The sequence below is a fragment of the Pseudoalteromonas sp. MEBiC 03485 genome (assembly GCF_004195145.1).
GTDB classification, from domain to species: domain Bacteria; phylum Pseudomonadota; class Gammaproteobacteria; order Enterobacterales; family Alteromonadaceae; genus Pseudoalteromonas; species Pseudoalteromonas apostichopi.
Map to the genome: position 1 here is coordinate 1,421,786 of NZ_SGBT01000001.1, position 12,409 is coordinate 1,434,194.

A 12,409-nucleotide genomic window follows, 5' to 3' on the forward strand; every position below is an offset into this window, starting at 1 on the left:
AATAACTGAGCCTGCGAAGACGTTACTAACGCCAACTTGTAAGCTTGTGACCAATCAGCGCGTAATAAAGAATAAACGCATAGCAGGGGATCAACAAATAGTAAGCTTGTTGTGCATTGCCTGTGTACTGTGCAAATACACCGTATACCAAAGGTAACAAAGCACCACCAGAAATACCCATAATGAGTAATGCCGCGCCAGTTTGGGTTTTATCGCCAAGGTTTGCAAGGGCCATAGGCCAAATGGTTGGCCAAACGAGCGCATTCGATAAGCCAAGTAATGCAACAAATAACACGGTATCTGGAAAACTGTTATCAGCAAGCCAAAAGAGCACTACGTTTGCAATCGCTGTTTGTTGCGGTTCAATCAAAATGATACCAAGTGAAAACACACAACCACTTAACGCAGAAAATATCAGCGCCTGTTGCTGACTAAAAAAGCGAGGAATTAACACAATACCTAAAACATAACCTAGCACCATAAAGCCCATGGTGTAAGAGGTGAGCTCAGCGAACTGCAATACCCCTTGCTCTTTGCCGTAAAGGCCAATGGTGTCGCCAGCAATGACTTCGGCACCTATGTAAAAGAATAGGGCTATCACGCCTAAAACTAAGTGTGGAAATTGCAGAACTGATTTACTCTCGCTGTTGTTACTTGATTGTGGTTGCTCGATATCAGGTAAGGGGGCTAGCATGATTAAAGCTGCTAAAATGGCTAACGCAATTGCCATTACAAAATAAGGTGTGATTAAACGATTTGCCAGTTCTTGTAACTGTAATTGCTTTTGAATGCTGTTCAATTGAGCAAGGGCTTCTGGACTAAAGCTAGCAATATCGCTAAACACAATCGCAGAGAAGAGCAGTGGAGCAACCACACCTGCGCTTTTATTAAGAATACCCATAATACTAATGCGCACGGCTGCAGTGTCTTTAGATCCAATTAGCACGATGTAAGGATTCGCAGCGGTTTGTAGTAAGGTGAGGCCACTACCTAGGGTAAATAAAGCAACTAAAAATAACCAATACGCTTGAGTTTGTGCCGCAGGAATAAACAGCAGTGCGCCTAATGCCATGGTGCCTAAACCAAACGACATACCATGCTTATAACTGAAGATTTGTAATATCTTAGCGCTTGGCAGTGCCATCACGGTATAGGCAATATAAAACACCAGAGTCACCATGTAGGCTTCTATATGGTTGAGATCGCAGACCATTTGTAAAAATGGGATCAAGGAGCCATTAAGCCAAGTTATAAAGCCAAATAAGAAAAACAAGCCACCAATGATCAACATCGGCAGTAACTGCGTGCGGTTGGTGTGTTCTGTTTGCTCTAACAGTGAGCTTTGTGTTGTCATTTTTGTCACCAAATAAGTTTATTGTGAAACAATCATAAAACAAATTTCGTAAGTTTTGAAAGTTTTATTTCATTTCGAAACTAAGTTTGGCTTTAAAACTGTAAATTGTGTAATATTGAACTACAAATTTGAAAGCAGCTATTAAAACAACAGGCCAGCTATGCTAACCACAATAGAAAGAAGACAAAAAATCGTCCTGATGACCGAGGAACATGGCAAAGTAAACGTTAAAGAACTTGCTAAAACCTTTGATATTTCGGAGGTTAGCATTCGCCACGATCTTAACGAGCTAGGTAAACGTGGCTTAGTTGTTCGTTCGCGTGGCGGAGCAATTGCTTGCGATAAACTCGCTAAAGAGCTTTCGGTGAAAGATAAGCATAATGAAAACTACGCTGTGAAAGTGCTACTAGCTAAAGCTGTAGCAAACTTAGTTGATGATGGCGACTCATTAATTATTGATTCTGGCACCACCACAGAAGAAGTTGCCAAAGCATTAACCAATAAGCAGGGCCTTACGGTGATGACAAACGGCCTTAATATAGCCCATGTGCTGGCTGATATTGATGATGCAAATGTGTTTATGCTGGGTGGACAATTACGAAAGAAATCAATGTCTTTCTATTCAAATGAAGTTGAACAAGCACTCAGTAAGTATAACTTTAAAAAGGTTATTTTAGGGGTTGATGGTATCGACTCGGAAGCGGGGATCACCACCCATTATGAGCCTGAGGCAATGTTGAATCGAACTATGTGTACCCGTGCAGATAAAGTTATTGCTGTGACCGACTCAAGTAAATTTGGTAAGCGTGCCTTGTATAATGTACTACCTCTAAAATCAATCGATGTGCTGGTTACAGACAAAAATATGCCAGCGGAGTTCATTGAATCATTAACGAGCTTAGGTATCGAGGTGATTACAGTTTAATTTTCCAGTTAAAAATAATTGCAAAAAGGTGGCTTTAGCTGCCTTTTTTATTATCTAAAAAGACCAAACTAGCCCACCTCACAGAAAATCTTCGAAAAAAAATATTATCGAAACTTTCGAAATTAAAACCTTATCTTTAAAGGCGTTCAGCGCCTTTTTTATTATTTTGAAATACCTTTTCGTAACTATCGAAAGTTTCGCTAGGTAATTAATTGTTGATAGATTGTTTCGTTTTGTTATAAATTAAATGTAAGGCCTTACTCATTACCATTTTTATGGTGAAGAAATCTGAACATTTAAAAACAGGAAATCATCATGGCAACAACAACTAGAAAAAAATATTTGAGTGTGCTGATAAGCTCAATTCTGGCTTCATCAGTCAGTTTCGCCACAACTGCTCAACAACAAGAAAACGATAGTAAGGCCGAAGAAGATGTTGAGGTTATTGAGGTCACAGGGATCCGTAGCAGTATTAAAGAATCAAACTTTCGAAAGAAGGAAGCAACGACAGTAGTAGATGTTGTTGTTGCAGATGACATCGGTAAGTTCCCTGATGAAAATTTAGCCGAGGCATTACAGCGTATTCCAGGAATTACGATTACTCGTAATGGGGGGGAAGGGCAAAATATCCTCGTGCGTGGCTTAGGTGGTGGCTACAACATTACCACTTTGAATGGTCGTAAACTGGCTTCTGAAAACTCAGGACGTGACTTTAACTTTGACACAATTGCTTCAGAGTTAGTGGGAGCGCTTCAGGTTTATAAGTCGCCAGAAGCACGTTTAATTGAAGGGGGCATTGGTGCGGTTGTTGATATCGAAACTCGTAAACCATTAGATCAAGATGGCTTTACTTTGAGTGCTTCTGCAAAAGGGATTTATGAATCGCGAACCGGCGATGTACACCCGCATGCTTCGTTCATCATAGGTGACAATTTTAATGACGATACCTTTGGTGTGCTTTTCTCTGGTGCTTATTCAAAGAAAACCTTACGTGCAGATACTTACTCAGCAAGCGGCTTTTTTGATGAAGAAGAAGGTTGGGGGGCAGACAGCGCGGGTGTGCCAGTCGACATGAATGGCAACGGAGAAATTGATGGGCAAAGTGAAATATTTGCCTCAAAAATCCCGAGTTACATGTATTTTGCCAACGCGCAGGATGTGCGTGAACGCTTCGGTGCGACGTTAGCAATGCAGTGGCGCCCAACTGATACCCTCGATATTAACTTCGATGCCCTTTATTCACGTTACAACACCGATGGTCATCGCTATCAAATCGGTTTTGTTAACTACGATGAAAGCTGGACGCCAGGCACGCCAGTCTTTACCGATGCAGAATTTGATGACACAGGTCGAGTTGTTTCCATGACGCAAACCGGTAACACTATGGTGGAGTTACTCAACTTAACGAATCCACGTAAAACTGATACTTATCAGCTTGCCCTTAATGCAAAATGGTATCCAATGGATGGCCTAACACTGGCTATGGATGTTGCTCATTCAAAAGCGAAAAACGAAAACGGTGGTGATAACCGCTTTATTGTAGCGCGTGGTTTTATTGACTCTATAGGTATTGATTACAACACTGGCAACATGCTGCCAGATGTTACCTTATCGCCAGGCTTGACTGCGGATCAATCTTACGGAGCTCACTATAGCCGTAACACAGGTACAGGTGTTGAAGACACGGTTAATGACTTTAAGTTCACAGGTACGTTTGTGCCTGAAAGTGATTTGGTGACCCGTATCGACTTTGGTTTAACTTATCTTGAGCAAACTAAGAGCCAACTTGAATATGCATCAAAAAATGCCAGCCAATTTAGTAATGGTGGTCAATATTTAGAACGCGATGGTTATGAATTTGATGACAGCACTGTTGTGAATGTAGGTGACTTTAACCTATTTGAAATTCCAAGCGATGTGTTTGTTGAGGCCAATTTCGATAACTTCTTAGAAGGCGAAAGTAGTATTACACCTGAGCCTTGGCCAAGTTTTGATTACGATAAGTTACTTGCTTACTATCGTTCAATTAATGCTGAAGCAACTGATAAAAGTATCGTTGCATCGCTTAATTCATCGGGTACTTATGAGGTAACCGAAGAAGTCTTGACTGCATATGCGCAAGTGACGCTCGAAAGTACCCTTGCAAAAATGCCGTACATGTTAAATGTCGGTATTCGCGGCTCGCAAACTGAAGTAAGCTCAAAAGGGTCTGTTTACGATTTATCATTAATTGACTTACAAGATGATGGTAAACCACTTGAAAATGGTTGGCGTGAAACCGTTGAGCAATCATTTAAAGGGGATTACAGCAACATTTTACCCAGCATGAACTTTAAGCTTAGTATTACTGATGATTTGATTTACCGTTTCTCTGCGGCACAAGTTATTAGCCGTCCATCGTTAGGTTATTTACGCCCATGGCTTGCGCCAAACTTTGATACTTACCGTGAAGGTTTACCTCAACTTTCTATGGGCGATTCATCGTTAACGCCTGAAGAAGCCAATCAAGCCGATATGACACTAGAGTGGTACTTTGAAGACAGTAGCTCGTTAAGTGGTGGGGTGTTTGTAAAAGACCTAAAATCATTTATCGATTACGTTGAAAGTCCTGTTGAAATCGAAGGTGTGCGCTACTTTGCATCTTACCCGGGTAAGAGTAAATATGGTGCGACTATCAAAGGTGCTGAGTTTGCTTATCAGCAATCACTAGAAAACTTACTGCCTGAACCCTTCAATGGTTTAGGGTTTCAACTTAACTACACCTATGTTGATAGCAGCTACGATGAGCCAGAACTGAAAGAGTCAGGCTTACCATTTAGAGGTATGTCGAAAAACTCTTATAATGCTGTGGTTTACTATGAACAATATGGTTTCCAAGCGCGTTTAGCTTATAACTGGCGTAGTAAATTCTTGTCGGATCCAGATGCGTGGGGTGGCCCTTATTGGATCTCTGATTATGGTCAGTTAGATGCCAGCATGAGCTATAACATCAGTGATCAATTCACTGTGTTTGCTGAAGCTACTAACTTAACGAATGAGCGTTATTGGGGTTACACCAAACGCACTGACCAAGTGAGTTATCTTGAGCGCTTTGGTACTCAAGTCGCCTTGGGTGTTCGAGCTAGTTTCTAATCTTTGAATTCCCAGTTGTTAGTGTTGTTCAAGCGCCTGCAAAGGCGCTTTTATTTTAAAATGAGGTTGTTATGGCAGGAATTAGTGTTTGGCAATTAGCCATTATTGCTGCAATTGTGGTGCTGTTATTTGGCACAAAAAAGTTATCCCGAATAGGTGGAGATTTAGGGACGTCAGTCAAAGGGTTTAAACGCGCTATGCAAGATAAACCCAATGATGAAGTTTAGTTCGCGATGACGATTAAATTATATTACTGCCTTGTTCAGGATCGCGAGATTGATCGGCTTGTTCGCGAATATCATCGGCGTCACTGCTAACGTCATCAAGGCTATGATCGTCGAGTGATTTTGGTGTTTGTTGCTCAGCGGTTGCATTGATACTTGGTTGCTCTGTATCGTTCTCGCTATTTAAAATAATACGTTCACGGGCGTCATCTGGCATACTAATTTGCTCTTCTAAGTAGGTATTTACTAGCTCTCGCATCAACTGTGAGGCTACCTTGATATGACTATGTTCTGCACTATTTACCCAAAAATAAATAGTTAAATTCAGTGTCGCTGAACCTAGTGAGTCAATCAGAACTTGGCTGGGTGGATCATTAATAACTGCGGGATGTTGATTGACCACTTTCATTGCTAATTGCTGGGCATAGCGAATGTCATTATCATAACCAATACCTACTGCAAAGTGGCCGCGCATTTTAGGGTTAGCAGTTAGATTTTTAATAACGTTTTTATATACAGTCGCATTGGGAATTTGAATATGATTACCATCAAAGTCAACTAAGGTGGTAGCGCGGGCTGTAACCTTTTTAACTACCCCTAAACGACCATCGACTTCAATAACATCATCAATACGAAAGGGGCGTTGCACACTGAGCAGCATGCTTGAGATAAAGTTTTCGGCGATATCGCGAAAAGCAAAACCTAAAATAAGCCCGACTAATCCAGTACCACTCATAATCGCCACAGCAAAACTGGTGAGCCCAGCTAGACGCAAAAATAAGTACACACCAAACAAAATTATAATGATACTAAAAAAGCGCCTCGTGACGACATGTAAGAGTTTGCTTTCACTTACAAAACCAAGTGGTTTTATCAATAGATAGGATAACGGACGGGCCAATAAATAGCAGATAATGATGGCTACAATACCTAATGTCAGGGCGGGTAACATTTGCCATGTAGTATGTAAAAAATGCGTAACCTGAGAATTTAAGTCTTGCCAAGATAAGCTTTCTAAGACTGGTTGCGATGCTACGGAAAGTGTTGGTGTAACTAAGTTATGTATTTGATTTTTTAATATTAAATAATAATTCATCGCACCACTCCATGGGTTTATTTGCAGTTTTTATAAGCTTAGCTTAATGCAAATCAGACGCCATTATTACTGGCAAGTTGTTTGCTACTTTATATCCATTAAGGCAAATTTTTAGGTCACTTATGACTAAGAATAATCGTGGTTTCAAAGCTCGTTCACCCATGGAGATCCCAATTCGAGGCTGGTGGGACATTAGCAAGCGGGTTTATCACAACCTATCACAAGACAACTTATCTTTCGTGGCGGCGGGTGTGGCATTTTATGCTCTGCTTGCGATCTTTCCTGCATTAGCCGCTACAGTCTCTGTTTACGCTTATTTTGCGTCCCCGACCGATATCCATGAGCAGCTTGATAAAGTCACAGCTATTTTACCAACAAGTAGTCGAGACATTATTTTGCTACAGGTTGCAGAGGTGACTCAGCAATCGCAAAAGGTGTTAAGTGTTAGTGCCATAGGGACTTTATTGTTAACGATTTGGAGTAGCAGTAAGGGCTGTCAGGCGCTAATAACAGCCTGTAATATCACTTATCATCAGCATAACAAACGACAATTTTTTATGGCGTTACTGGTACGCTTTTTATTTTCGCTAGGTGCCATTGTTGTTGCGCTGGTGGCCTTATTGATCATCGGTATTTTACCGATTGTGCTTAACCTAGTTGGTTTAACAGAGCTTATTGATTTGTTGATCAAGCTCATTACGTGGCCATTGTTAGCCATCACTTTTAATTGCGCTTTGGCATTTTTATATCGTTATGCGCCTCATCGAACTCCGGCAAAATGGCGCTGGATCACACCAGGCTCAATACTGGCTACTTTGCTGTGGATCATCGCATCAATTGGTTTTTCATATTATGTTTCCCAATTTGCAAGCTATAACGAGACGTATGGCTCATTAGGTGGAGTAGTGATTATGTTGATGTGGCTCTATATCAGCGCATACATCATTATTTTTGGTGCAGCAATCAATGCCAGTGCTGAGCAGCAAACTGTGGTTGATAGCACTATAGGGCCTGAGAAAGAGGTGGGTCAACGCGGAGCGACTGTGGCGGATGAATTAACCAAGCAGCAAAATAAACATTCTCTTAAATAGAATGGTTGGCGCGAATTTTACTCATGGTTGTTAACTAAATTAGCTCCTACAATTATTTCATACAATTTACGGGAGTAAAGTTATGAATGTGATTCAACAGTTAAATAGCCATGCCACACAAGATGGTGATGGCGTAAACATTAGCCGTATTCCGGGCTTTGATGGTAAGTATTTAGATCCTTTTTTAATGATCGATGAGCTTAAGTCAGATGATCACAGTGATTTTATGGGTGGTTTTCCTGCACATCCTCACCGTGGTATTGAAACATTTACGTATATTATTAAAGGCGGCTTCGAGCACCAAGACCAAATGGGTAACAAAAAAGCCATCCGTGCTGGCGATGTGCAGTGGATGAGTACTGGTTTTGGTGTAATCCACAGTGAAATGCCTTTGGCGGATGCCAAAGAGGGCATGCATGGCTTTCAGATTTGGTTAAATATGCCAAGTGCTGAGAAGCTTAGAAAACCGCGTTACCAAGATACCACTGAAGCGCCGGCGCCAACGACTCGAAATGAGCAGGGCGTTGAGCTAAAAGCGTTAGCTGGAAGCTGGGAGTTTGCAGATGAAAATCAGGTTTCTAGCCTACAAGATCTCGCCGCTAACGGCATGCTTGCCGATGTGACTTTACCGGCTGGAACACAGTTTTACCATGCACCGCTTACACAAACTAAGGTGATGCTTTATATCCACACAGGTGAAATTCATACTGAGCAGGGTGGGCCAGTTAAAGCAGGCAGCTTACTTATTTTGGAGCCTGGTAGTGATATTGAATTTAACTCTCAAACTGGTGCGGGCGTGCTGTTGCTTGCTGGTGAGCCGCTTAAGCAACCAATCGCGCATATGGGTCCGTTTGTAATGACAACACAAGCTGAGTTACAGCAAGCAGTACGTGACTATCAGTTAGGTAAATTTGGCACTCTATAGGAGGTTATTGTGGGATTACTCGTAAATGGCCAATGGCAAGATAAATGGTACGACACCGATAACAATCAAGGTGAATTCAAGCGTGAGGCGGCCCAGTTACGTAATTGGGTCACCGCAGATGGTAGTGCGGGAGAAAGCGGTGATGCAGGCTTTAAAGCAGAAAAAGATCGCTATCATCTTTATGTATCTTTGGCCTGTCCTTGGGCACACCGCACCTTGATATTTCGTCATTTAAAAGGCCTTGAAGACTATATTAGTGTATCTGTAGTAAGCCCTGACATGCTTGAACATGGTTGGACATTTGACAAAGATAATCACAGTACGGGGGATGCATTATTCAATACTGATTATTTGCACCAAATTTATACTCGTAATAAACCTGACTACTCTGGTCGCGTAACAGTTCCTGTGCTTTGGGATAAAAAGTCTCAGCGTATCGTGAGTAATGAGTCTGCAGAGATTATTCGCATGTTTAACAGTGCATTTAATGATCTAACAGGCAATGAGCGCGACTTTTACCCTGCGTCGTTGCGTACTGAAATTGATGAAATTAATGATCTTGTTTATAACAATATCAATAACGGTGTTTATCGTGCTGGCTTTGCGACAACGCAAGAAGCCTATGAAGATGCATATGACGACTTATTTGCTGCCCTTGATAAAATTGAGCTGCGTTTGACAGATAATCGTTATCTAGTGGGTGATACATTGACTGAAGCCGACTGGCGACTGTTTACCACTTTAATTCGCTTCGACAGTGTTTACGTGGGTCACTTTAAATGTAATTTGCGTACCATCGAAAGTTACCCTGCGATCAGCAATTATTTGCGTGAGTTATATCAAACTGAAGGAGTGAGTAAGACGGTTGATTTTTACCATATTAAACGCCATTACTACTTCAGCCACACGATGATTAACCCAACGCAGATCGTGCCTAAAGGGCCGGCAATAGACTACTCGCGCCCACACAATCGAGGATAAAAAGTGATTAAAACTAACAGTTTAATTTAGCAATTAAGCTGTTAGTTATAACTATCCATGACCTTGCTAATTGTGTCGATGCCAAACATCACTTTTTGAATAAATGACTCTGAACTTTTCACTAAATTAAAATTAGGGTGCTGTGACCAAATTGCTTGTAGTTTGTCATCAAGCAAGATAGCTTGCTGATCAGATTCGTTTCTTACTGGATTGTTAGAGTGAATGCTTTGCCCAGATTTAGCAGCAGTTTCAAAAAAGATCACCGCATCGTATTGGTTGAGTTCTATTTGTAGGCTGGTATTTAAGCATTGAAAAAACTCATCTTGTTCACCAGGCCAATAGGCAAGCCCATCTAAACTGCCACGATCGCAAAGCATCAAACGATTTGGATGCATGGTTCGCTGAATATGTTCTAGGTGTTTTTGTAAGCTGAAAATGGCTTGCTGGTGTGCTTTGATAAGATGAGGTGAGTCACTACGTTCTATTCCGCCACCAAAAAGCATGGTTGCAGACTCTGGTACCACGACAATTTGTTTAGAAAATTCTCGTCTTAGCAAGTCGATGGCTGTTGTTTTTCCACCACCTGGACCACCTGTTAATACAATCCTTTTTTTCACCTTAAGTTTCCACACATAGCTAGTTTGTGTTTAAGGTAATGAAAATAGCTTGTAAAGAGAAGTAAAAAACAAACTTTACATGATAAAGATCACAACAAGCGTAATAACCAGCTAAAGCGACTGACTTGTTTAAGTTTACCGTCTTTGTTATCTGAGTTATTGAGAGCTTCGTAGCCCATACCTGCAGTGAACGCACTGGCAATACCGACTTTACTTACAGAAAATCGCTTTAATCTGTACTTAAATGCCTGATGATGCTGACGTTTAATCTCATCTTGCAGATCCATTTGTTGACTAAGCTCAGTTACTTTATGCTGTGGCTTATTGATAAAATAATCAATTAACATCACTCATCCTTATTTAATATTCAATAATTGACGAACACTTTTAAGAGTGTGATCAAAACCAATCTTACTACTTACATAACCAATGTTTTTCCAAAGCCAAGCAAGGCAAAGTAGTTGTAATGCAATCAGTGAGATAGCTGATAGCCACAATGATTGGCTAAAACTGAATATGGCGATACCCACGGTAGCAAGTAAACCAGCCCAAAGCAGTACTAACCCTCCAGCAAAACAAACAAGTAAGATAATAGTTAAGGCGAGAGAGCGTGTTGATAGGCGCCACTCAGCAGCTGCAATCTTTTTGCAAGTACCAGTTTGTTTACGGTAGTCAATGTATAGCTGTTTGGCGTAATCAGATAATTTAGCAAGATGATCTTGCCACTGATCAGCGTTTGGCGGCTGATCAGTGGCACCTTGCGTTTTCTCATCTGTAGATTGAGAAGGCTGCATAACAATTACTTACGACGAATAAGCGCAGATACTAACATGCCTGCAGCAAAGGCAATACCCGCTGTTGCAAGTGGGTTTTCTGATGCAAGCTGACGAGTTTTACCACTGTATTCGTTAATTTTAGCACGTGCTACAGCTTGTTTTTCAGAAAGCGTTTGGGCAGAGCTAGACGCACCTTGACGTACACTTTGCTCGGCACTTGCAGCACGCGTTGATAATGCATCTACAGCGTGATGTGCTGCTTCAGTTGCTTTTTCTGTAAATGGCGCCTCTACTTGAGCCGCTTTCGAGTTTGCACTGCTGTCCGTTGCTGTACTTGTGTTCGATTTTGAAGTTGCGGTAGTCATAATCATTCCTTAAAAAATAGCCATTGAATTGGTAGCTAGTCTGTCGCAACCTTTATACCAAATTGTAAAAGGTATATTTTTCAATGTGTTAATATTGTAGTTGAGTTCTAGGATGGATATTTCCCGTAACTCTTGCAGGGTGATTAAGTAAAAATTACAGCATAAGATAATTTTGTAATTATTCATTGGTTATTCATTAACCATTTTTCCCTAATCCATTACCAAGAAAATTGAAAAAAAATTTTTTTTCGATGTTTTCCACTTTTTCCCACGTAATTCATAGGCTTTGCCTGAGCCCTTATTTTTTCTGGCTTCACAAGGCGCTTATGATGATCTGCTTACTTGACAAAATGGCTTGTCAAGCCCTAAACTGGAGCACTGTGGTAAAAAGTGGTTTTTAGTGGATCAAACTGGATCGGAAATAATCATTAACGATTAATAACCTATTTTTAAGGCAATTTATGTTTCGGGGTGCGAGCTCTCTGAGTTTGGATGATAAAGGACGCTTTGCGGTACCAACTAAGTACCGAGATGCGATCTTGTCTGAAGATCAGGGAACGGTTATTTGCACTGTGGCCTTAAACGAACCTTGTTTGTGGTTATACCCGTTAGCAGAATGGCTCGAAATCGAAGAACGATTATTAAAGATTTCGAACATGAATCCACGTGCTCGCCGCATGCAACGTATGTTGCTTGGTAACGCTACAGAGTATCAACTAGATAAAAATGGCCGAATTCTGCTGGCGCCGTCTTTACGAGCACACGCAGAACTTGGAAAAAAAATCATGTTGGTTGGCTTGATGAACAAGTTTGAAATTTGGGATGAAGATCGTTGGCATGAACAAATGCGCCAAGATACTGAAATTGAACGCCAAGGCGATTTTGAGGCGAATCCTGAGTTCGATAACTTCTCACTCTAACCA

Annotated in this window: 13 protein-coding genes; 7 read left to right on the forward strand and 6 right to left on the reverse strand. The window is 41.1% G+C overall.

Annotated elements, in window-relative coordinates; translation table 11 throughout:
* Positions 1-25: 25 nt before the first annotated feature.
* Positions 26-1,354 (reverse strand): sugar MFS transporter, encoded by a 1,329-nt coding sequence (locus EVU92_RS06580; RefSeq protein ID WP_205987922.1) that lies wholly within the window; start codon positions 1,352-1,354, stop codon positions 26-28.
* 160 nt (positions 1,355-1,514) lie between these two features.
* Here EVU92_RS06580 and agaR point away from each other — a divergent pair, with 160 nt between their 5' ends.
* The 3 genes from agaR to tatA all read left to right on the forward strand — a co-directional run bounded on the left by agaR (position 1,515) and on the right by tatA (position 5,638).
* Positions 1,515-2,279 (forward strand): transcriptional repressor AgaR, encoded by a 765-nt coding sequence (agaR, locus tag EVU92_RS06585; protein ID WP_130050530.1) that lies wholly within the window; start codon positions 1,515-1,517, stop codon positions 2,277-2,279.
* Positions 2,280-2,594: 315 nt separating this feature from the next.
* The gene (locus tag EVU92_RS06590; RefSeq protein WP_130050531.1) at positions 2,595-5,411 is read left to right on the forward strand and encodes a TonB-dependent receptor; all 2,817 of its coding nucleotides are present in this window, start codon (positions 2,595-2,597) and stop codon (positions 5,409-5,411) included.
* 71 nt (positions 5,412-5,482) lie between these two features.
* A complete protein-coding gene (tatA, locus tag EVU92_RS06595; RefSeq protein ID WP_130050532.1) occupies positions 5,483-5,638 on the forward strand; it encodes a twin-arginine translocase TatA/TatE family subunit in 156 nt (51 codons plus the stop codon).
* Between the two features lie 13 nt (positions 5,639-5,651).
* Here the strand turns inward: tatA and EVU92_RS06600 are convergent, their stop codons facing one another.
* Entirely contained in the window at positions 5,652-6,731 is a 1,080-nt protein-coding gene (locus EVU92_RS06600) for a mechanosensitive ion channel domain-containing protein (RefSeq protein WP_130050533.1), read from the reverse strand.
* A gap of 122 nt (positions 6,732-6,853) precedes the next feature.
* Here EVU92_RS06600 and EVU92_RS06605 point away from each other — a divergent pair, with 122 nt between their 5' ends.
* The 3 genes from EVU92_RS06605 (at position 6,854) to EVU92_RS06615 (ending at position 9,728) form a co-directional block, all read left to right on the forward strand.
* Positions 6,854-7,822, forward strand: coding sequence for a YihY/virulence factor BrkB family protein (locus tag EVU92_RS06605; RefSeq protein ID WP_130050534.1), 969 nt, complete (start codon positions 6,854-6,856; stop codon positions 7,820-7,822).
* An 82-nt stretch (positions 7,823-7,904) separates the two neighbouring features.
* The gene (locus EVU92_RS06610; protein ID WP_130050535.1) at positions 7,905-8,747 is read left to right on the forward strand and encodes a pirin family protein; all 843 of its coding nucleotides are present in this window, start codon (positions 7,905-7,907) and stop codon (positions 8,745-8,747) included.
* Positions 8,748-8,756: 9 nt separating this feature from the next.
* Positions 8,757-9,728, forward strand: coding sequence for a glutathione S-transferase family protein (locus tag EVU92_RS06615; RefSeq protein WP_130050536.1), 972 nt, complete (start codon positions 8,757-8,759; stop codon positions 9,726-9,728).
* 41 nt (positions 9,729-9,769) lie between these two features.
* Here EVU92_RS06615 and EVU92_RS06620 read toward each other — a convergent pair whose 3' ends face one another.
* The 4 genes from EVU92_RS06620 to EVU92_RS06635 all read right to left on the reverse strand — a co-directional run bounded on the left by EVU92_RS06620 (position 9,770) and on the right by EVU92_RS06635 (position 11,486).
* Entirely contained in the window at positions 9,770-10,345 is a 576-nt protein-coding gene (locus tag EVU92_RS06620; RefSeq protein WP_233786762.1) for an AAA family ATPase, read from the reverse strand.
* Positions 10,346-10,434: 89 nt separating this feature from the next.
* Positions 10,435-10,692, reverse strand: a complete 258-nt coding sequence (locus EVU92_RS06625; RefSeq protein ID WP_130050538.1) for a hypothetical protein — start codon at positions 10,690-10,692, stop codon at positions 10,435-10,437.
* A 9-nt stretch (positions 10,693-10,701) separates the two neighbouring features.
* Positions 10,702-11,139, reverse strand: a complete 438-nt coding sequence (locus EVU92_RS06630) for a hypothetical protein (protein ID WP_130050539.1) — start codon at positions 11,137-11,139, stop codon at positions 10,702-10,704.
* A gap of 5 nt (positions 11,140-11,144) precedes the next feature.
* Entirely contained in the window at positions 11,145-11,486 is a 342-nt protein-coding gene (locus EVU92_RS06635; RefSeq protein WP_130050540.1) for a DUF883 domain-containing protein, read from the reverse strand.
* Between the two features lie 461 nt (positions 11,487-11,947).
* Between EVU92_RS06635 and mraZ the strand changes: the two genes are divergently transcribed.
* Complete coding sequence (mraZ, locus tag EVU92_RS06640) at positions 11,948-12,406, forward strand: division/cell wall cluster transcriptional repressor MraZ (protein WP_130050541.1); 459 nt, start codon at positions 11,948-11,950, stop codon at positions 12,404-12,406.
* Positions 12,407-12,409: the final 3 nt, after the last annotated feature.

What these genes read in the sequence shown, in the direction of transcription:
- EVU92_RS06580 (WP_205987922.1), bottom strand. Translation starts at nt 1,354, where the DNA reads ATGACAACACAAAGCTCACTGTTAGAGCAAACAGAACACACCAACCGC.
- agaR (WP_130050530.1), top strand. Translation starts at nt 1,515, where the DNA reads ATGCTAACCACAATAGAAAGAAGACAAAAAATCGTCCTGATGACCGAG.
- EVU92_RS06590 (WP_130050531.1), top strand. Translation starts at nt 2,595, where the DNA reads ATGGCAACAACAACTAGAAAAAAATATTTGAGTGTGCTGATAAGCTCA.
- tatA (WP_130050532.1), top strand. Translation starts at nt 5,483, where the DNA reads ATGGCAGGAATTAGTGTTTGGCAATTAGCCATTATTGCTGCAATTGTG.
- EVU92_RS06600 (WP_130050533.1), bottom strand. Translation starts at nt 6,731, where the DNA reads ATGAATTATTATTTAATATTAAAAAATCAAATACATAACTTAGTTACA.
- EVU92_RS06605 (WP_130050534.1), top strand. Translation starts at nt 6,854, where the DNA reads ATGACTAAGAATAATCGTGGTTTCAAAGCTCGTTCACCCATGGAGATC.
- EVU92_RS06610 (WP_130050535.1), top strand. Translation starts at nt 7,905, where the DNA reads ATGAATGTGATTCAACAGTTAAATAGCCATGCCACACAAGATGGTGAT.
- EVU92_RS06625 (WP_130050538.1), bottom strand. Translation starts at nt 10,692, where the DNA reads ATGTTAATTGATTATTTTATCAATAAGCCACAGCATAAAGTAACTGAG.
- EVU92_RS06630 (WP_130050539.1), bottom strand. Translation starts at nt 11,139, where the DNA reads ATGCAGCCTTCTCAATCTACAGATGAGAAAACGCAAGGTGCCACTGAT.
- EVU92_RS06635 (WP_130050540.1), bottom strand. Translation starts at nt 11,486, where the DNA reads ATGACTACCGCAACTTCAAAATCGAACACAAGTACAGCAACGGACAGC.
- mraZ (WP_130050541.1), top strand. Translation starts at nt 11,948, where the DNA reads ATGTTTCGGGGTGCGAGCTCTCTGAGTTTGGATGATAAAGGACGCTTT.